This window comes from Chloroflexia bacterium SDU3-3, assembly GCA_009268125.1.
GTDB lineage: Bacteria > Chloroflexota > Chloroflexia > Chloroflexales > Roseiflexaceae > SDU3-3.
Genome location: WBOU01000022.1, coordinates 72,225 through 92,388, shown reverse-complemented (window position 1 = coordinate 92,388; position 20,164 = coordinate 72,225). Strand labels below are relative to the sequence as shown.

General features: G+C 66.0%; 17 protein-coding genes, 1 tRNA gene and 1 pseudogene. 12 read left to right on the top strand and 7 right to left on the bottom strand.

What is annotated here, in order from left to right; genetic code table 11:
* Positions 1-38: 38 nt before the first annotated feature.
* From F8S13_25340 to F8S13_25325, 4 genes are all read left to right on the top strand, one after another.
* A tRNA-Met gene (locus F8S13_25340) sits at positions 39-113 on the top strand.
* 96 nt (positions 114-209) lie between these two features.
* On the top strand, positions 210-680 hold the full coding sequence (locus tag F8S13_25335; protein ID KAB8140170.1) for a flavin reductase family protein: 471 nt from the start codon (positions 210-212) through the stop codon (positions 678-680).
* 58 nt (positions 681-738) lie between these two features.
* Entirely contained in the window at positions 739-1,215 is a 477-nt protein-coding gene (locus F8S13_25330) for a transcriptional repressor (protein ID KAB8140169.1), read from the top strand.
* A complete protein-coding gene (locus F8S13_25325; protein KAB8140168.1) occupies positions 1,216-1,536 on the top strand; it encodes a hypothetical protein in 321 nt (106 codons plus the stop codon).
* Between the two features lie 54 nt (positions 1,537-1,590).
* Here F8S13_25325 and argF read toward each other — a convergent pair whose 3' ends face one another.
* Complete coding sequence (argF, locus tag F8S13_25320; GenBank protein ID KAB8140167.1) at positions 1,591-2,544, bottom strand: ornithine carbamoyltransferase; 954 nt, start codon at positions 2,542-2,544, stop codon at positions 1,591-1,593.
* A gap of 355 nt (positions 2,545-2,899) precedes the next feature.
* Here argF and F8S13_25315 point away from each other — a divergent pair, with 355 nt between their 5' ends.
* From F8S13_25315 to F8S13_25295, 5 genes are all read left to right on the top strand, one after another.
* Positions 2,900-3,820, top strand: coding sequence for an MBL fold metallo-hydrolase (locus tag F8S13_25315; protein KAB8140166.1), 921 nt, complete (start codon positions 2,900-2,902; stop codon positions 3,818-3,820).
* Positions 3,821-4,341: 521 nt separating this feature from the next.
* A complete protein-coding gene (locus F8S13_25310) occupies positions 4,342-5,007 on the top strand; it encodes a hypothetical protein (protein ID KAB8140165.1) in 666 nt (221 codons plus the stop codon).
* A gap of 337 nt (positions 5,008-5,344) precedes the next feature.
* Positions 5,345-5,647 (top strand): urease subunit gamma, encoded by a 303-nt coding sequence (locus tag F8S13_25305; protein KAB8140164.1) that lies wholly within the window; start codon positions 5,345-5,347, stop codon positions 5,645-5,647.
* 39 nt (positions 5,648-5,686) lie between these two features.
* Complete coding sequence (locus F8S13_25300) at positions 5,687-6,526, top strand: NAD(P)-dependent oxidoreductase (protein KAB8140163.1); 840 nt, start codon at positions 5,687-5,689, stop codon at positions 6,524-6,526.
* A gap of 48 nt (positions 6,527-6,574) precedes the next feature.
* Positions 6,575-6,952: an urease subunit beta gene (locus F8S13_25295; GenBank protein KAB8140162.1), complete on the top strand. Its 378-nt coding sequence runs from the start codon at positions 6,575-6,577 to the stop codon at positions 6,950-6,952.
* Positions 6,953-6,954: 2 nt separating this feature from the next.
* Here the strand turns inward: F8S13_25295 and F8S13_25290 are convergent, their stop codons facing one another.
* Both F8S13_25290 and F8S13_25285 read right to left on the bottom strand, forming a co-directional pair.
* Positions 6,955-7,605, bottom strand: a complete 651-nt coding sequence (locus tag F8S13_25290; protein ID KAB8140161.1) for a response regulator transcription factor — start codon at positions 7,603-7,605, stop codon at positions 6,955-6,957.
* Entirely contained in the window at positions 7,602-8,849 is a 1,248-nt protein-coding gene (locus F8S13_25285) for a sensor histidine kinase (GenBank protein KAB8140160.1), read from the bottom strand. Before F8S13_25285 ends, F8S13_25290 begins: the two co-directional genes overlap by 4 nt.
* A gap of 328 nt (positions 8,850-9,177) precedes the next feature.
* Here F8S13_25285 and F8S13_25280 point away from each other — a divergent pair, with 328 nt between their 5' ends.
* The gene (locus F8S13_25280) at positions 9,178-9,648 is read left to right on the top strand and encodes a hypothetical protein (GenBank protein ID KAB8140159.1); all 471 of its coding nucleotides are present in this window, start codon (positions 9,178-9,180) and stop codon (positions 9,646-9,648) included.
* A 179-nt stretch (positions 9,649-9,827) separates the two neighbouring features.
* Here F8S13_25280 and F8S13_25275 read toward each other — a convergent pair.
* A pseudogene (locus tag F8S13_25275) lies at positions 9,828-10,076 on the bottom strand (hypothetical protein).
* A 1,641-nt stretch (positions 10,077-11,717) separates the two neighbouring features.
* Here F8S13_25275 and ureC point away from each other — a divergent pair.
* Together ureC and F8S13_25265 are read left to right on the top strand one after the other, a co-directional pair.
* The gene (gene ureC, locus F8S13_25270) at positions 11,718-13,433 is read left to right on the top strand and encodes an urease subunit alpha (protein KAB8140158.1); all 1,716 of its coding nucleotides are present in this window, start codon (positions 11,718-11,720) and stop codon (positions 13,431-13,433) included.
* A 678-nt stretch (positions 13,434-14,111) separates the two neighbouring features.
* Positions 14,112-17,576: a hypothetical protein gene (locus tag F8S13_25265; protein KAB8140157.1), complete on the top strand. Its 3,465-nt coding sequence runs from the start codon at positions 14,112-14,114 to the stop codon at positions 17,574-17,576.
* Between the two features lie 105 nt (positions 17,577-17,681).
* Here F8S13_25265 and F8S13_25260 read toward each other — a convergent pair whose 3' ends face one another.
* Genes F8S13_25260 through F8S13_25250 form a run of 3 tightly spaced genes read right to left on the bottom strand, consistent with a single transcriptional unit; the run spans position 17,682 to position 20,128 of the window.
* A complete protein-coding gene (locus F8S13_25260) occupies positions 17,682-18,419 on the bottom strand; it encodes an ABC transporter ATP-binding protein (protein KAB8140156.1) in 738 nt (245 codons plus the stop codon).
* Entirely contained in the window at positions 18,416-19,210 is a 795-nt protein-coding gene (cbiQ, locus tag F8S13_25255) for a cobalt ECF transporter T component CbiQ (protein ID KAB8140155.1), read from the bottom strand. The genes F8S13_25260 and cbiQ overlap by 4 nt, the downstream gene beginning before the upstream one ends.
* 15 nt (positions 19,211-19,225) lie before the next feature.
* Complete coding sequence (locus tag F8S13_25250; protein ID KAB8140154.1) at positions 19,226-20,128, bottom strand: arginase family protein; 903 nt, start codon at positions 20,126-20,128, stop codon at positions 19,226-19,228.
* Positions 20,129-20,164 lie beyond the last annotated feature (36 nt).

The window sequence follows — 20,164 nt, the reverse complement described above, 5'->3', positions numbered from 1 at the left end:
TGGCGCCCGAGGAGGGCATCACGGGTGCTGGCAGCTGACGCGGCGTGGAGCAGTGGCAGCTCGTCGGGCTCATAACCCGAAGGTCGGTGGTTCGAATCCACCCGCCGCTACCAACCCCCCACCACCTGGACGAAGGTTCAGGTGGTGGTTTTTTTGTGCGCTGCTATAATGCTTGCTGGTAGTATGCGACTTGGTGGGAGACAAGAGGTATGGCTGCTGAAGAAGTTCGATTTCGCCAGGCCATGGGCCATTTTGCCAGCGGCGTGACAGTGGTGACAACCATGTATGATGGCACCCCCTACGGGATGACGGTGAGCGCGTTTAGCTCGCTGTCGCTACGCCCTCAGCTGGTGCTGGTGTGCATTGATACCCGCGTCTCGTGCCACGATATCATTCCCCTGGCGGGGCATTTTGTGGTGAATGTGCTTGCAGCTGAGCAGGAGCACCTTTCGCGCAAGTTCGCCAGCTCGGATAGTGATAAGTTTGCGGGTGTGGCCTGGGAGCCTGGGGTTGCTGGCGGGCCGGTGCTGCATGGCGCGCTGGCCTCGATCGAGTGCCGCCTGCATGCGGCGCTGCCCGGCGGCGACCACAGCATCTATGTCGGCGAGGTGCAGGAGATCCACCTGACCGAGGGTATGCCGCTGCTGTACTATCGTGGCGGCTACCACAGCATCAGCTAAAGCGCTTTTCCAAGCCCGCTGACCTCTGCTGGCGGCCCCGCGTGGTATACTGGCGGGCATGACAGAGGATTATGGCACCGAACACATGCAGGTTTCTGGTATCGTGGAGCAGCTGCGGCGCCAGGGCTACCGCCTGACGCCGCAGCGCCTTACGGTGATCGCTATCATTGAGCAGAGCTGCGAGCACCTGACCGCCGAGGACGTGTTTACGCAGGTGCATGCGCTCCACCCGTTCATCAATATTGCAACAGTCTACCGCACGCTGCAGTGGCTAGAGCAGGCTGGGGTGGTCTCGAAGTTGGCGGTGGATGGCGGGCCGGTGCGCTATGGGCTAAACCGCTCGGATCAGCACCACCACCTGATCTGCCTTGGCTGCGGCGGTGAGCTGGAGATCGGCGACGAGGTGTTTGTGGCGCTGAAGTCGCAGATCGCCCAGCGCTATGGCTTTACCGTGGAGCTTCAGCATATGGGCCTGCGTGGCTACTGTGCGGTGTGCGGCGGGGCTGGCCACGGGCGTGCCCCCGAGGAGTGCTGAATGGATTTTTTGCGTCGGCTGTTTGGCGGCGCGCCTGCTGGCGGCAGCGCCGATGGCGCTATCCACCTGTATGTGCGCTGCTCGCGCTGTGGCTCGCCTGTGCACGTGCGGGTCGATCCGCGCAACGATCTGGTTCCCGAGTATGGGGATGACGATATTGCGGCGGAGTATGTGCTGCACAAGGAGATTATGGATTCCAAGTGCTTTCGGATCATGCGCGCCGAGCTGCGCTACGACCGGGCGCGGCGGGAGACCTCGCGCAGCCTTGAGGGCGGCGAGTTCATCACCCGCGAGGAGTTCGACCAGCTGCGCAGCGCCTAGCGATGGGGCGTGCGGCGGCCCGCGCACCAGATGCGCGGGCCGCTTTTTTGCGCCCTAGACTAGCCGCTCGGCCTCGGGCGAGCACAGCAGGGCCAGGATGGCCTTGTGGATGTGCAGCCGGTTTTCGGCCTGGTCGAATACGAACGAGCGCGGGCCATCGGCCACCGACGCGTCGACCTCCTCGCCACGGTGCATGGGCAGGCAGTGCAGGAAGATCGCGCGGCTGGGGGCCGAGTCGAGCAGCTTCTGGGTGATGGCGTAGGGCCGCATGGCCGCGATCCGCTCCTCGGTGTCGGTCTGGCCCATGCTCACCCACACATCGCTGTAGAGCACATCGGCGTCGGCTGCGGCCTCGTAGGGGTCGTGGGTGAACCGCACCTCGGTTTCGGCCTGCTCGGCGGCGGCGCGGGCGCTGGCCAGCACCTGGGGGTCGGGCTCGTAGCCGGGGGGCGTGGCCACGCTGATGTGCATGCCAATGCGCGGCGCGATGTCCAGCAGGGCGTTGGTCATATTATTGCCATCGCCGAAGTAGGCCAGCCGCACGCCAGCGGTGCCGCCAAACTTCTCCTTGATGGTGAGCGCGTCGGCCAGGGCCTGCACCGGGTGGCTGAGGTCGGAGAGGCCGTTGATCACAGGCACGCTCGCGCCCTCGGCCAGCTCCTCGATCTGGCTGTGGGCGAAGACGCGGGCCATGATCGCGTGGGTGTAGCGCGAGAGCACGCGGGCGGTGTCGGCCAGCGTCTCGCCGCGCGAGATCTGCACCTCGTTGGCGCTGAGGAAGATGGCCTGGCCGCCCAGCTGGTACATGCCTACCTCGAAAGAGGAGCGGGTGCGGGTCGAGTGCTTGAGGAAGATCATGGCAAGCGACTTGCCAGCCAGCAGGTGGTGTGGCTCGCCACGGCGCAGCTGGGCCTTGAGGGTGGCGGCGGCGCTGATGATGTCGGCGATCTGGCTGGGTGTGTAGGCGTCGAGCGTCAGCAGATCGCGCCCGAAGAGTGAGTGAGGCATTGCGTTCTCCAAAGTGAGTGGGCGGCCATCCGGGGAAAAAGAAAAGGGGCGAGGGAAGCGCTGGAGCTTCCCTCGCCCCGGTTGTCAGCTTGTGTGCTACATGCGACGGAAGAAACGGCGAAGCTGGGGCATGGCCCCGGTGGTGGCGCGTAGGTTTTTATCGCTGATGTGTGCCATCGACTTCGCCCGTCGGCTGTCTGGAAGAAATGCGACGATTATACAAGAGATCGGCTGGCGCTGTGTGGTTTTCTGGGGTGGAATCTGTCGCGCTATCGCAACCGCTGGCTTTGACGCGCGCTGGCGGTGGGCGTACAATCCCCGCGATCGAGCGTTTCCAGAAGAAATGAGCTAGACCATGAACCCTGAACCGACGCTCCCTGCGAGCATTGGCCTGATTGATGACCTGCACCTTGGGCGCGAGCATGTGATCGGCACCTACCTGCTGCGCGGCGAGCAGCCCGCCCTGGTCGACCCCGGCCCGGCGTGCTGCCTGCCCGCGCTGGAGGCGGGGCTGGCCGCGCAGGGGCTGAGCTTTTACGATGTGCGCTCGCTGCTGCTGACGCATATTCACCTCGACCACGCCGGTGCCACGGGCACGATCGTGCAGCGCTACCCGCACATCCAGGTGTATGTGCACGAGCGCGGGGCGACGCATATGCTGCACCCCGAGAAGCTGCTGGCCAGCGCCACCCGGCTGTATGGCGAGCAGATGGACTACCTGTGGGGCGAGTTTCTGGCGGTGCCCGAGGCCAATCTGCGCGCCCTGGCCGGCGGCGAGACGCTGCGGCTGGGCGGGCGCGAGGTGCGTGTGCATTACGCGCCGGGCCACGCCTCGCACCACGTGTTCTACCACGATCAGGAGAGCGGCGCGGTGTTTGTGGGCGACACCGGCGGCGTGCGCCTGCCCGGCTTCCGCTACGCGCGCCCCGCCACGCCGCCGCCCGACATCAACCTAGAGCTATGGGATGCCTCCCTAGGGCTGCTGGCGAGCCTGGGGCCGCAGGTGCTGTGCCCGACCCACTTTGGCCCGGCCTTCGACGTAGCCGAGCATATCGCCAGCTACCGCGAGCACCTGTGGAGCTGGGCCGAGCTGGTGCGCTCTGGCATGGCGGCTGGCCTGAGCGCCGAGGAGCAGATCGCCCGCCTGCAGGCCCAGGCCGACGCCGAGCTGGGCGGCAGCGCCGAGGATGCCGCCACCTACAACCAGGCCACCCCGCTCGACCAGAGCTGGCAGGGCCTGGTGCGCTACTGGACCAAGCGCCAGCAGGCTGGCTAGCGGCCAGCGCGGGGCGGCTGGCCAGTGCGCCGCCCCGCCCGTGATCGTGTGGCAGCGCCTAGCTGCTCATAACAGCTCGCTGGTGCGGCGTTTGTGTTTTCTGGCGCAATGCCAGGTATCGTGGATGGCGGCACTCGGGCCTGGCCTGTTGCAAGATCTCCACCAAAAGTCGCATATTGATGATCTATTTGTTTAGGGCTGTGTTATAATAGCTGGCGAAGAAATGCTGTAACTATCATCACAAACCCCTGGCATCCTTTAAAGACATGGCTGTGCAGCCGCAATCAAGGCACTGAGGCCTGATCGTGAACCTGTCGTTTTCGATCTGCTGAATTGCCGATATAATGTTGCGGGGATGTAGCGCCATGACCGAAAACATCGCCTCTCATTCGCAAGTTGGTGGCTGGGATGCACTTTTCGCCTCGGTCGACGATCTGCTTCGTCGCCGCCCGCTCGCCCATCAGGTGAGCGAGGGCGAACGAGCAAAGCTGCTGGAGCGTGTAGAACGTGGAACCTGTGTTGTGCCGATCTACCGGATCATGCTGCCCACGCTGCGGAATGATCTCTTCGAGCAGCGCCTTCCCGATCTATACGCGGTAGCGCCGCTGCCGCCAGCCCCGCCCTCACGTCCGATCACCCTCTACAAGATAGGCGAGAGCTACTTTGTGCGCGATGGCAACCGCCGGGTGGCGGCGGCCCGCACGCGGGGGCATATGTTCCTGCGCGCCAATGTGGTGGAGTATCTGTTCGACCCGGTGCCGCCTGCGGCGGAGGCTATGCGCTTCCTGCTGGCCCAGGAGCGGGCCGACTTCTTCGGCGCGTGCTTCTTTGCCGCCGACCACCCGGCCCACCACACGCTCTACGCCGCCTGCCTGGGCGCGTTCGACGAGCTGAGCGCCATGATCGACCGCATGCGCCCCGAGCTTGAACGTATGGGCGCGGCGGGCGACCAGTTGCTGCCGTTCTGGTACAGCCATGTGTACGAGCCGGTGGTGCGGGTGGCCCGCCGCCGCCGTGTGCTGCCGTTCTTTGATTTTGCCACCGAGCTGGACATGTTTCTGTGGGCCATGGGCCGCTATGGCGAGCAGCTGGCCACGCTGCCGCTGCGCGAGCAGATCCGCCAGGGCCGCAGGGCGCTGGTGGCGCTGTGGCTGGCGGTCGGCACGGCCCAGATCCGCCGCGCCTAGCTGCATGCCTACTTGCCTTCCCAGCGCCCGCCGCCCACACCAGGGCGGCGGGCGCTCTGCTATCAGGAGGGCCTATGCGTTCTATCTGATAACGCTTCGCATAGGAGTATCTTGGTGGTGAGTCGGTTCATTCGATCCCTTCATGTCTTCGCGCCTTGGTGGTATCCGTTCTCTTTTCTTCCTTGGTGCCTTGGAGCCTTGGTGGTAAAAGAATCAGCGCTCTGTCGAGAACGCGCAGCCCTGCGCTCTGCTGTGCCCCGCACTTGACCCTGCTAGGATGCGCGGGTATACTCGCAGCATTCTCTTTCACTTCGGCGAGAGCTGCTGGAGGGTTCCCATGCTGCTGACCCCACGCGAGCAGGAGAAACTGCTGATCTACGTCGCCGCCGACCTCGCGCGCAAACGCCGAGGGCGCGGCCTGAAACTGAATGTGGCCGAGGCCACCGCGCTGATCGCTGAGGCCCTGCTGGAGGGCGCGCGCGACGGAAAGAGCGTGGCCGAGCTGATGGAGCTTGGCCGCCACGTCGTAGGCCGCGATGATGTGATGGATGCGGTGCCGGACATGCTGACGATCGTGCAGATCGAGGCGACCTTCCCCGATGGCACCAAGCTGATCTCGTGTCACGATCCGATTATCTAGCGCGGGGCCACGACGGCTGCGCGCTAGCCACCGAGCGCTATGAAAAAGATTGTTGTGACCGGCGGCAGCGGCAAGGCGGGCCGCGCAGTGGTGCGCGACCTGGCGGAGCACGGGTACGATGTGCTCAACGTGGATCTGGCCAAGCCCCACGAGCTGCTCGCCCCATTCCTGCGCGCCGACCTGACGGACTACGGCCAGGCGGTGGAGGCGCTGCGCGGCGCAGATGCTGTGGTGCATCTGGCCGCCATCCCTGCCCCAGGCCTAGAGACCGACGCCCGCACGTTTTTTGTCAACACCACCAGCACCTACAACGTATTTAGCGCCGCCGCGCTGCTGGGCCTGGGCCGCGTGGTCTGGGCATCCAGCGAGACCACGCTGGGCCTGCCCTTCGACCGCGAGCAGCCGCACTACGCCCCGATCGACGAGGCCCACCCGCTCTACCCCCAGTCGAGCTACGCGCTCTCCAAGGTGCTGGGCGAGGAGATGGCCCGCCAGATCAGCCGCCAGAGCGGCATCCCCTTTGTTGGACTGCGCTTCTCGAATGTGATGGAGCCGCAGGACTACGCGCAGTTCCGCAGCTTCCAGGCCGACGCACGGCTGCGCAAGTGGAACCTGTGGGGCTATGTGGATGCCCGCGACGTGGCGCTCTCCTGCCGCCTAGGGCTGCTGGCAGACATCAAGGGTGCCGAGTCGTTCATCATCGCCGCCGCCGACACGGTGATGGAGACGCCCAACAGCGCGCTGATGGCCGAGGTCTTCCCCGGCGTGCCCCTGCGCGCCACCACCGGCGAGCACGAGACGCTGCTCTCGATCGAGAAGGCCCGCAGGCTGCTGGGCTACGAGCCGGCCTACTCGTGGCGCTCGTGGAATGCCGAGTGATCTGGTTTCTGTAGGATTGCCGAGGGATTGCTAGACGAGGAGGGGACCATGGCCGCTTCGGGGAACAGCCGCTACATCCTGCGCGACGAGCCGATCGAGATCAACGCGGGCCGCCCAACGGTGACGATCAGCGTGAGCAACACGGGCGACCGGCCCATCCAGGTCGGGTCGCACTTCCACTTTTTCGAGGTGAACCGGGCCCTGGCCTTCGACCGTGAGGCGGCACTGGGCATGCGCCTGAACATCCCCGCCGGGCTGGCGGTGCGCTTCGAGCCGGGCGACACCCGCGATGTGGAGCTGGTGGCGCTGGGCGGGCTGCGGCGGGCGGTGGGCTTCAACAATCTGGCCGATGGCAGCACCGACACCGAGGGCGGGCGGCGGGCCGCGCTGCTGCGGGCCAAGGAGAAGGGTTTCACCGCCGAGTAGCCCTAGCCGCCATCGGGGGTGACGAGGCCGTAGCGCCAGGCCAGCGCGGTGGCCTGGGCGCGGTCGGCCACGCCCAGCTTGGCAAAGATGCTGGTCACGTGGTTGCGCACGGTGCCCTCGGCTAGGCCCAGCCTATCGCCGATGGCGCTGTTGCTCAGGCCGCTGGCCAGCAGCCGCAGCACGCCCAGCTCGCGCTCGCTGAGCTGATCGACCACGGCGCTGCGGGCGGGCACCCCCGTGCGCACGAAGCTGAACAGCCGCGCCGCCACCGCCGGGTCGATATGGGTTCTGCCCGCCACCACGCCCTCGATGGCGGCCACTAGGCTGGCGCTGCTGGTATCTTTCAGCAGGTAGCCTGCGGCCCCCGCGCGGATGGCATCCAGAATCCATGTGTCCTCGTCGTAGGTGGTCAGCACGATCACGGCCACCTCGGGGGTGCGCTGCCGGATGGCCTGGGTGGCCTGCACGCCGTCCATCAGCGGCATCTTCAGGTCCATCAGGGTCACATCGGGGCGCAGCGCTGCCGCCTGCTCCACCGCCGCCGCGCCATCCGCTGCCACGCCCACCACCTCGATCTGCGGGCTGGCCCCCAGCACCACCCGCAGCCCCTCGCGCACGATGTCCTGGTCATCCACGATCAGCACCCGTATCATGCCCTGCCCTCCGCGTATGGAACGCTCAGCCGCAGCCGCGTGCCCCTGCCGGGCGCGCTGGCCACCTCCAGCGCCGCGCCGATCAGCTGGGCGCGCTCGCGCAGCCCGCCCAGGCCGTAGTGGCCCGTCGGCGCTGGCGCGGCGCTGTCGAACCCCACGCCATCATCCGCCACCTCTAGCTGAATGATACCCGAGCTATGCTGAAGCGCAAGCCGCACATGGCGGGCCTGGGCGTGCCGCTCGACATTCTGCAGGGCCTCCTCGGCCACGCGGTAGAGCTGCTGCTCGACCTCGGCGGGTAGCGCGGGCAGGGCGGGCGGCATGTGCACCTGGGCGGCCCAGCCGCAGCGCTCGGCCCCGCGCTCGGCCAGCTGGCGCAGCGCGGCCAGCAGCCCCATGCTCTCCAGCGGCCTGGCCCGCAGCGCGTGCAGGGTGCGCCGCGCCTCATCCAGCCCGCTGCTGGTGATGCCCTGGGCCTGGGCCAGCGTGGCCCGCGCCTGCTCGGGGGCGCTGCCCAGCTGCACCTCCAGCGCCTTGAGCTGGATGCTCAGCGCGCTGAGGGTGTGGGCCAGGGTGTCGTGCAGCTCGCGAGCCAGCCGGTTGCGCTCGCGGCTCACCGCCAGCTCCTCCAGCGTGCTGGCGTAGTTGGCCAGCTGCGCGTTCTTCTGCACTAGGTCGCGGCGCAGCTGGCGCTGGGCCTTGGACAGCCGCACCACGATGAAGCCCACCAGCATGAACACCAGCGGCCTCAGCCCCGCGCCCAGCACCAGGGCCAGCAGTACCCCGCGCCCCAGCGGCACCAGGGCCAGCGTCAGCGCCAGCATCAGCAGCGAGGTGCCCCATGTGAAGGCCAGCATGGCGCGGTAGCCGTACTGCACGCTCACCAGCAGCAGTGGCACCATAAGCAGCATGGAGAGCCGCCCCGGCTCGGCAATGGCTAGCAGGGCGGGCGTGCCGCTGGCCACCATGGCGCGGGCGCTCAGGGCCTGCCCCACCAGCGGGCTGGCCGAGGCCACCACCAGCGCCACCGGCAGGAACACGCGCCCCACGGCCCTGGGCAGCCACGGCAGGGTCAGCCACAGCAGCAGAAAGCTGCTCTGCGCCCACGTCCACAGTGCGGCGTCGGCGATGTCGGCGTGCTGCCGCCAGCGCAGCAGCGCGGCCCCGCCCGCCAGCAGCCACTCCACCCCCACGCACAGCCGGAACACCTGGAGGATGCCCGGCTCGATCTCGTCCTCGCTCATCTGCGCGCCCTCCTACGGCCTGCGGCACTATCGGCTGATGATAGCACGGCGGCGCGCGGGGCGGATGTGCGCCATGTCACGGCGCGGGGTGAGCGGGCGCACATGCGCGGGTGCGGCGGCGCAGCCCACGTGGTGCGCCGCGCCACTGTCGCGAAAGGCGCGGCGCGGCTACCATAGCCTGTGTAGCGAGCCTGAGCGCTACGCCAAGCACACGACATAAAGGAGCGACACCATGAATCTTGCCGCCAAATCTTCGTTCGCCGCCCTGGCCCTGCTGCTGGCCCTCACGTCGACATCCTGCACCACCCGCGCGGCCTCGCGGGCCAGCGTGGCCGAGGCCAGCGCCGCCAGCGCCGCGCCCGCCGCCACGGCCACCACCAAGGTGGTGACGATCACCGAGGAGCAGATCAACAGCAGCTATGTGATCACGACGCCCAGGTCGACCAAGATCACCGACCGCCACGTGGACCTTCAGCCGGGCAAGGTGGTGCTGACGGCCACGTTTACCGCCAGCGACACGGGCAAGAGCTATGCGCTGAGCACCACGCTGACGCCCACGCTGACCAGCGGCCAGGTGCTGTGGCAGGCCACCTCGGCCTCGGTGGGCAAGGTAGCGGCGAGCGATGCCAAGCTGGCCGAGCTGAACGCGCTGATCGCGGACTCGTGGGCGCGCTCCTACAAGACCGCCCACGGCCCTGGCGTGATCACGGCCTTCGAGGTGAGCGATACGGCGCTGACCTACACGCTGACGCTGCCGGATACGCGGCCCGCACGCACGCCCCGCGTGCCGCGCTCGTAGCGCTGCTTGGTGGCCCCTCCCCAGCGCGGGGAGGGGCTTTTTTTGCAGGCCTGCTCTGTTTCGCGCCGTGTTTTTTGGGAAAATCGGGCTGTGCGCTGCCGCTCCGCTGGCGGCGGATGGTGGTGCATATGGCCAGCTGTCGCCAGCGGTACCTTGGCTGGATGGGCTAGGTGGGTTGTTGGCCTGCACCATGGCGGCTTGGGCTTGCACCATGGCGGCTTGGGCTTGCACCATGGCGGCTTGGGCTTGCACCATGGCGGCTTGGGCTTGCACCATGGCGGCTCGGGCTTGCACCATGGCGGCTCGGGCTTGCACCATGGCGGCTTGGGCTTGCACCATGGCGGCTCGGGCTTGCACCATGGCGGCTCGGGCTTGCACCATGGCGGCTCGGGCTTGCACCATGGCGGCTTGGGCTTGCACCATGGCTGCGCATTTCGGATGCGACCCATGCGGCAAACGCGCACCGCACTCTCATCGCCCACCCGCCGCCATCGCCGCCCCACCCTACCCACCCGGCCCATGCGGCGAAGGTGCCGCTAGCGTTTTGATGGCCATATGCACGAACACCAGCAGCCAGGAAACGGCATAGGAACGCTCAAAATTGGGGGTTCGAAGGGGGCATCGCCCCCTCGCGGGGTCGCTAGGGGCAGGCCCCTAGCCGCCGCCCGCGCAGGGCACACCCAGCACAAAAGAGGAACCCCCATGATCGAAGCCGCAGCCGGTCGCCCCAACTGTAGGCAATGCTTGCAGCGTTGCACGGTTGGGGCGACCTAAAACCACGCTGAAACAGCCCAAAAGTGACACCCTGTGAGGGGCAGGCCCCTAGCCGCCGCCTGCGTAGTGCACACACCAAACAACCACGAGGAACCATCACCATCGGGGCCGCAGTGAAAACCGCCTGCTCCGCAGCAAAAACGGCGGCGGCCTCGCCCATCCAGCGAAGGCGCAAGCGCAAGACGGCTGGCCATAATCCACACCGCAGCAGTGCAGCCTCGCCCAAGGCCGCTGGCTCTTTTTTTTCTATAGGGATGGTGCGAGAGCGGCGGGTGGATGCCCTGCGCGGGCGGCGTCCGGGGCCAGCCCCCGGAACCCCCGCCAGGGGCGATGCCCCTCAATAGGTGTCACTTTCTACGGGTTTCCGAGGCGTTTTTGATAAAATATGCGTTGTGGTTGATTCGGCCAGGGTGCGCCTTCGTTGATGGCGGTGGTAGATGGTTGGTGGGTGGATGCCCTACGCGGGCAGCGCCTAGGGGCTAGCCCCTAGGAACCCCACGAGGGGGTGTAACCCCCTTCGAACCCCCAATTTTGGGCATTCCCGTGCTGTCCGCTGGCAGCTGGTGTTCGTGCATATGGCCAGTGGGCACGCGTGGCACCTTCGCCGTATGGGACAGGTGGGCTGGTATGCCGCGATCATGGGTTAGCGCGAATGAGGTGTAGGGAGCGCTTTTAGAAGATGTGATCCTTTGTGTATGGTCTGGCACGCCATCTTGTTCGCTTTGTCGCATTCAGAAGCCTCGCCTACAAAAGTGACACCATGTGAGGGTGATGCCCCTCAATAGGTGTCACTTTCTACGGGTTTCCGAGGCGTTTTTGATGAAATATGCGTTGTGGTTGATTCGGCCAGGGTGCGCCTTCGTTGATGGCGGTGGTAGATGGTTGGTGGGTGGATGCCCTACGCGGGCAGCGCCTAGGGGCTAGCCCCTAGGAACCCCACGAGGGGGTGTAACCCCCTTCGAACCCCCAATTTTGGGCATTCCCGTGCTGTTCGCTGGCAGCTGGTGTTCGTGCATATGGCCAGTTTGCACGAGCGACACCTTCGCCGTATGGGCCAAGTGGGTAGGGTTAGCCCCGCTCACACCACCAGCCCTTCCTGTCCCTTCGCGCCGTCGCGCCTTCGTGGTATTCGTTATCCTTTGCCCCTTGGCGTCTTGGAGTCTTGGTGGTATCGGTTTCCCTTCGTTCTCTGCCCTCTGTGTGCCCGCTTGCGCTATAATACGCCCACCGGAACCCCAAGCGAGCCACCCCTTCGCCCCGCGCATCGGGCGCAGAGTGACTGACAGGAGCAGCCCATGGCAAAGATACCCCGCAGCCAGTACGCCGCGCTCTATGGCCCCACCACCGGCGACCGCGTGCACCTGGCCGACACCAACCTGCTGCTCGGCATCGAGCGCGACCTGCTGACCTATGGCGATGAGGTTGTGTTCGGCGGCGGCAAGACCATTCGCGACGGCATGGCCCAGCGCTCGAACATCACCAGCCGGGCTGGGTCGCTGGATCTGGTGATCACCAACGTGATCGTGTGCGACCCCGTGCTGGGCGTGCTGAAGGCCGACATCGGCGTGAAGGGCGGGCGGATCGTGGCCATCGGCAAGGCCGGCAACCCCGACACCATGGACGGCGTGCACCCGCAGATGGTGATCGGCCCGGGCACCGAGGTGATCGCGGGCGAGCACCTGATCGCCACGCCGGGGGCGATCGACACCCACATCCACATGATCTGCCCGCAGCAGGTCTACGAGGCGCTCTCCAACGGCGTGACGACCATGATCGGCGGCGGCACCGGCCCGGCGGATGGCACCAACGCCACCACCTGCACCCCCGGCCCCTGGAACATCGCCCGCATGCTGGAGGCGGCGGAGGCGCTGCCGGTGAACTGGGGCGTGTTGGGCAAGGGCAACGCATCCACGCCCGAGGCCCTGCGCGAGCAGGTGGAGGCCGGGGCCTGCGGCCTGAAGGACCACGAGGACTGGGGCACCACCCCGGCGGTGATCGACGCCTCGCTGAAGGTGGCCGACGAGTACGATGTGCAGGTGGCCATCCACACCGACACCCTGAACGAGGCCGGGTTTGTGGAGGACACGATCAGCGCGATCGGCGGGCGCACCATCCACACCTACCACACCGAGGGCGCAGGCGGCGGGCACGCGCCCGACATCATCAAGATTGCCGCGCTGCCCAACATCCTGCCCTCCTCCACCAACCCCACGCGGCCCTACACCGTGAATACCCTGGCCGAGCACCTAGACATGCTGATCGTCTGCCACCACCTGAACCCCAGCATCGCCGAGGATGTGGCCTTCGCCGAGAGCCGCATCCGCGCCGAGACGATCGCCGCCGAGGATGTGCTGCACGACCTGGGCGTGATCTCCATGTACTCATCCGACTCGCAGGCCATGGGCCGCGTGGGCGAGGTGGTGACGCGCGCCTTCCAGACCGCCCACAAGATGAAGGCCCAGCGCGGCCCGCTGCCCGGCGACGGCGAGAGCGACAACGAGCGCATCCTGCGCTACCTGGCCAAGCTCACCATCAACCCGGCGCTGGCCCACGGCATCGCGCACGAGGTGGGCAGCCTGGAGCCGGGCAAGCTGGCCGACATCGTGCTGTGGGACACGGCCTATTTCGGGGCCAAGCCCAAGATGATCATCAAGGGCGGCATGATTAGCTGGGCGGCCATGGGCGACCCCAACGCATCCATCCCCACGCCCCAGCCGGTGCTCTACCGACCCATGTTCGGCGCGCTGGGCCGCGCGCTGGGGCAGACATGTGTGAACTTCGTGTCGCAGGCCTCGATCGACCTGGGCGTGCCCGAGCGGCTGGGGCTGCAGCGCCGCAGCGTGGCGGTGCGCGGCTGCCGCAGCGTGGGCAAGGCGAATATGGTGCGCAACGCCGCCATGCCCCGGATCGATGTTGACCCCGAGACCTACGAGGTGCGCGTAGATGGCGAGCTAGCCACCTGCGAGCCTGCCGAGCGCCTGCCACTGTCGCAGCTGTTCTACATTGTCTAGGTTGCCCCCCTCCTTGACTCTACGAGCGCGCCGCCCTGAAGCGAGGGCGGCGCGCTTTTTGGGGTGGGGATTCCCTGCTGGGGGATGGTATTGCAGATTATTTGGTGAAAATGACCATATAGGTCAATAAGCGATTTGTGATATTCTTTTTCGAATTTCGGAAAATCCCCCAAAAAGTACTAATTGGCCTTTTACAAATCTTCAAACTTGTGTATACTATGGCGCATAGGTTTACCCCTAGATTGTTCTCAATACAAGCCAAGTGCCGTGAGCGCATTGATGATCGCCGCGATTGTCTATAGGTGTACCCTATAGTCTGCGCGCCCTATCTTGAGGCTACTGGTCTGCTATGATCCATAGATTGGATCATCATCACCTAGTAGCTTGACTTCGTGTATCTAAATGCGGAGTAGCACGCTATCCTTGCGGGTGTGGTAGTAAACCCTCGCTTTCCTGTTGTTGAAAATAAAGTAGAGCATCTTTATCCTAGCCATAGCGGCATAGGCCTATTAGGCGTGGAAAAATACCCTCTGTTGTAATATATCGGCATTGCTATGGCCATATAGTGCGAAGAGTGATTTCAATGATAGGATTGATCGAATTAGGAGGAGAAGTTCGATATCAAAGGGCTGTCGGCTGGAATTGAGCGTCATTGATAATGGATAGGGTAAAAACCGCATGAGAGGTCAACTGCAAGTCAAGCTTGCCGCAATCGTCACGTCGCTGGTCGTGGTCCTGGGCAGCGCCCAGTCGTCGCTGGCGGCCCCGCAGCCAGCCCCGGATGCAGCAACAAATGCCCCGCTCGGTATCTCATCGACTCTGCTCGGCCAGCTGCGCGGCCAGGCCAAGGGCGATGTGCAGGTGAGCATCAAGCCCTCCACTGGTGTGGCCAGCATGGTGCGCGTGCCTGCTGGCGGCGATCTGGTGCCCAACGTTCGCTCTCGCAACACTGCCACGAAGGCGGCGGGCTTCTTCAGCAGCTACGCCAAGCTGTTCGGCATTGCCGATGCCAACGCCGAGCTGCTGCCGATCGAGATGGTGCAGGAGCAGTACGGTGGCAGCCACATCACCTACCGGCAGGTCTACCACGGCGTGCCGGTGTTTGGCGGCATGTTGATCGCCCACTTCGATGCGAGCGGCGCGCTCACCTCGGTGAATGGCGTTGTTTCCCCTGCCTCGGAGCTGGATGTGACGCCCAGGCTGAGCGCGGCGCAGGCCGGGGCGGCTGCGGTGCGCCAGGTGCTGTCCGACCCACCGACCGACATCACCGGCCAGCCCGCCAAGGTGCAGCCATCCGACCTGTGGCCTTCGGCTGCCGACCTGTATGTGTACCGCACCGGCCTGGTGCGCAGCGCCCCCGGCTCGAACCAGCTGACCTACGAGGTGACAGTGACGAACGGCGGCAGCATCCGCGAGCGGGTGTATGTGCACGCCAACGCGGGCAAGGTGCTCAACCGCTACACCGATATTGAGAGCGACATGCACCGCGTGCTGTATGAGGAGGATACCGACCACCAGGTCTGGGAGGAGGGCCAGGCCTTCCCCGGCGCGCTGAACCAAGATCAGCAGAACATTATTAACGCCAGCGGCAACGCCTACTACTTCTTTCTGAACAGCTTCGGGCGCGACTCGTATGATGCTCAGGGGGCATCCATGCGGATTGTCAACAACGACCCGAGGATTCTCTGCCCCAACGCCAACTGGAACGGCACGACCACCAACTACTGCAACGGCGTGAGCGCCGACGACGTGGTGGCGCACGAGTGGGGCCACGCCTTCACCGAGTACACCCACGGCCTCGTCTACCAGTGGCAGTCTGGCGCGTTGAACGAGGCCTACTCGGATATCTGGGGCGAGACGGTCGATCTGATCAATGGTGCTGGCTCCGATACGCCTGGCGGCGTGCGGGCGAATGATGCCTGTTCTGGCTACTCGCTTTTGCTTACCCCTGTGCTCCAGATTCTTAGCCCCTCAGCGCTTGCAGGCATATGCGCTGCTGGTACCGCATCCTTTGGCCCCTCCCTCACCTATGCTGGGGTTTCTGGTACTGCGGTGGTGGGGCTTGATGGTGCCAGCAATACCGGATGTGTTGCGCTTACCAATGCGGCTGCGGTCAGCGGCAAGATCGTTTTGCTCAATGATAGCACCGCATGTAATGCTGTTACCAAGGTGCGCGCTGCCCAGACTGCTGGTGCGAAAGGTGCAATCATCGTTAGCACCGGTGAGACGGCCAATAATCTGAACGGTACATCGAGTGTCGTTACAATCCCATCGATCCGGATCGCTCTGAGCAATGGCAACCTGATCAAGAATGCGATCGCACAAGGGCAGACGGTCGATGTTTCGCTGCGCCTCTACACATCGAAGACGGTTGAGGCATCCTACCGCTGGCTGGTGGGCGAGGATGCGACCGCCTTCGGGTCGGCGCTGCGCGATATGTGGAACCCCAGCTGCCTGGGCGACCCGAGCCGGGTGAGCGATGCGAACTACTACTGTGGGACAGCCGATAGCGGCGGCGTGCACACCAACTCGGCGGTGCCCAACCACGGCTACGCGCTGCTGGTGGATGGCGGCAGCTACAACGGCCAGACTGTAGTGGGCCTGGGCCTGGTGAAGGCTGCCCACATCTACTGGCAGGCCCAGACGGCCTACCAGACCCCCGTCACCGAGTTTGCCGACCACGCCGACGCGCTAGAGCAGTCGTGCCAAGATCTGATCGGCCAGCCGCTGAAAGATCTCTCGACCGCACCTGGTGGCTCGGGCATCTCTGCCGAGGTGATCGCCGCCAGCGACTGCGAGCAGGTGGCCAAGATGGCGGCGGCGATCGATCTGCGCGCCGTGCCGACGCAGTGCAACTACCAGCCGCTGCTCAATCAGAATACTCCCGCGCTGTGCTCGGATGCCACGAAGATCTACCAGCCGATCTATGAGGAGCATTTTGAGCAGGGCCTGGGCGGCTGGACACAGACCAATTCGGGTACGTATGCAGGCTGGCCGGGCTACAACTGGTCAACCGCAAGCACGCTGCCGAAGGGTCGGGCTGGTTCGGCTATCTATGCCAGAGGCAAGGATGAGGGCAACTGCGATACCGGCGCTGGCGATATCTCGGGCGTGCAGATGCTGACCAGCCCTGCGATCACGATTCCGTCCGGTGCGTCGCCCAAGCTGGCGTTTACCCACTATGTGGCGAATGAGATGCAGGTGGATGGTGGGAATGTCAGGATCAGCATTAATGGCGGTGCCTATACCCTGATCGGTAACGCAGCGTTCACCTTCAACCCGTACAATGCCACCCTGATCACCGCCCTGAATGAGAATACCAACCCGCTTGCTGGCCAGCGCGCCTTTACCGGCACCGATGGCGGGCACCCGTGGGGTAGCTGGGGGCAGTCGCAGATCGATCTGACAAAGGCGAATGTGAAGGCTGGCGACACCATCCGCCTGCGCTTCGATTTTGGCACCGATGGCTGCGGCGGCCTGGATGGCTGGTATGTGGATGATCTGCTTGTCTACACCTGCGCCGACAATGTCGCGCCGGTGGCGGTGGATGATGCCTACACGCTCGACCAAGACACCACGCTGACGGTGGACGCGCCTGGCGTGCTGGCCAACGACACCGATGCTAACACCGCCGATACCAAGGCCGCTACGCTCGCCACCGATGTGGCCCACGGCACGGTGTCGCTGCAGTCGGATGGCTCGCTTGTCTACATCCCTGCCGCTGGCTTCTTCGGCTCCGACAGCTTCACCTACACCGTTACCGACTCCAAGGGCGCGGTCTCGGCTGCCGCCACGGTGACGTTGACCGTGAATGAGGCTGTGGCCACCGCCACGCCGGTGACGACGACGCCGGTGACGACCACACCGGTGACGACCACACCGGTGACGACCACACCGGTGACGACCACACCGGTGACGACCACGCCGGTGACGACCACGCCGGTGACGACCACACCGGTGACGACCACACCGGTGACGACCACGCCGGTGACGACCACGCCGGTGACGACCACGCCGGTGACGACCACGCCGGTGACGACCACGCCGGTGACGACCACGCCGGTGACGACCACGCCGACCGTCACGACGACTCCGGCTCCTGGCCCGAACAGCTCCATCTACCTGCCGCTGATCACGCGGTAGGAGTTCGCTGGAGGGTTTCGAAAATAGCAACAACAGCGGGCGCGATAGCATAGAGCTACCGCGCCCGCTGTTGTTGCTGCTGGCTTTTGCTTTTGCGCTCTGATCTCAGAGGTATGGTGACTCCAGCCCGTGTCGCTCAAGTAGGGCCGTATCGCGTAGCAGCGCCTCGGTCGCGCCGTCGGCCACCACCGCGCCCTCGTCCATCACCACCATGCGTGGGAACAGCTCGCGCACCATCAGCATGTCGTGGGTGGAGACCAGCATGGTCAGCGGCAGCTCGCGCAGCAGGTTGATCAGGCCGCGTCGCGCGCGCGGGTCTAGCCCGGCGGAAGGCTCATCCAGCACCAGGATCTCGGGGTCCATGGCCAGCACGGTGGCGATGGCGATGCGCTTCTTCTCGCCCACGCTCAGGTGGTAGGATGCGCGCTCGGCGTAGGCCGCCATGCCCACCATGCCCAGCGCCCGCGCCACCCTGGCGCGGATCTCCTGCGGCGGCAGGCCCATGTGCAGCGGCCCAAAGGCCACATCCTCGTGCACCGTGGGCGAGAACAGCTGGTCGTCGGGGTTCTGAAACACCAGCCCGACCTTGGCCCGAGCCTGCGGCAGCGTCTCGCGGGCCAGCGTCATACCGGCGATCTGCACCGCCCCCGCGCCCTGCAGGATGCCATTCAGGTGCAGGATGAGCGTGCTCTTGCCCGCCCCGTTCGGCCCCACCAGGGCAACCTTCTCGCCCCGCGCGATGCCCAGGTTTACGCCGCGCAGCGCCTCGCGCCCGTCGGGGTAGCTGAAGCGCAGGTCGGCCACGCGCAGCACATCCGCCGCGCCCGTATGTGGTGATGTCATGCTATTCGGCCTATGATCTGAATAAGTGCGATGGAGGCCAGCAGCGCGGCCAGGGCCAGCCAGTCGGCGCGGCGCATGGCGTGCTCGCTGATGGTGCGGAACTCGCCCTGGAAGCCTCGGGCGAGCATGGCGTTGTACACGCGGTCGCTGCGCTCGTAGCTGCGCAGGAACAGCTGCCCGGCCATATGCCCGGCGGTGGATGCCCGCCACCCCAGCGAGCCGCCGCCGCGCACCCCGGGCAGCCGCGCGCTGCGTGAGTCGCGGGCGCGCATCAGCCGCGCCGCCTCATCCAGCAGCACGGCTAGGTAGCGGTACATGAACGAGACGATCTCGACCAGCAGCGGCGGCATGCGCAGGTGGCGCAGGCCGTGGGTCAGGTCGGGGAAGCTAGTGGTGGCCGCCAGCAGGATGGCCATCTGCACCGAGAGCCAGCTGCGCGCCACGATGCTGGCGAAGCGCACCAGCCCGGCGTCGGTGGCCACCATGTGCCACGGCCCCAGCGCGAAGGCCAGCAGAGGCCGCCCCGGCAGCGCCACGATCACCGAGAGCGCGGCCAGCGCGAAGGGCAGCGCCACGAACGAGCGGCGCAGCGTGTAGCCGTAGCCCACCCCGGCCAGCCGGTTGCAGGCCAGCAGCCCGCCCCACGAGAGCAGCAGCGCCAGCCACGCGCCGTCAGGCAGCAGGCTGTTGGAGAGGATAAAGGCGACGGTGGCGGCGATCTTTACCTGCGGCGTCAGCTGGTGGATGCGGCTGCGGCGCTGCTCGTAGCGGTCAAGGTAGAGAAGATTCATGGCGCGTTAGGGTGCCTATGCAAGAAAAGAAGCGAAGGCCTGGCGCAGGCAGGCCACGATCGCGTCGGCCTGCTGGCCCGTCGGGTCGAGGTCGGGGTCGTAGATCGTTAGCTCCAGCCCCACGCAGGCGGGCGAGGCCACCAGCGCACCCAGCAGCGCCGCGACCTGCTGGAACGACGGCCCGCCCGGCTCGGGGCAGTCCACCGCCGACATCTCGCTGGAGTCGACCACATCCCAGTCGAGGTGCACCCAGAACCCTTGGGTCTCGGCGGTCACGCGCTCGGTGATCTGCCGCGCCACATCCTCCGTCCCGCGCAGCAGCAGCTCGTCGCTGTTGATGCCCAGGATACCCAGCGCGGCCAGCTCGTCGCGGCAGTCGTCCTCGGGGCGGAAGCCCACAGCCACCATGTCGCGCTCGCGGATGTACGGCCCCTGCCCGTCGAGGTTGACCAGCCGCTGGTCGCCGCGCCCGGTCATGATCGCCAGTGCCTCGCCGCCCGCCGCGCCGATGGCCACATCGTTATCGGGGTGGCGGAAGTCGCTGTGGGCATCCATGTACACCAGTCCGTAGCGCCCGCGCCGCTGGAGCGCCAGCGCGTTGCCCACCAGGATGCTGCACTCGCCGCCCAGCACCAGCGCGAACTGCCCGCCGTCGATGATTGCGCCCACGCGGTCGGCCAGCGCCAGCGAGAAGCTGGCGATCGCCTCGGCGTTGCGGTCGCCCTCGCCGGGCTGCCACTCGGCGCGGTAGCGCGGCGGCACCAGCGCGCCCGCGTCGCGCGCGCCCAGGCTGGCCAGCAGCCCGCGGTCGCGCAGCGCCCAGGGCATCTTGTAGCAGCCCGGCACCGCGCCAGGCAGCGGCGGGCGCAGGCCAAGGTTGGATGGCGCGTCCAAGATCGCGATCTGGCGATCTGCCATGGCTTGGTTCTCCTTGGGTCGATGTGGATGCGTGGG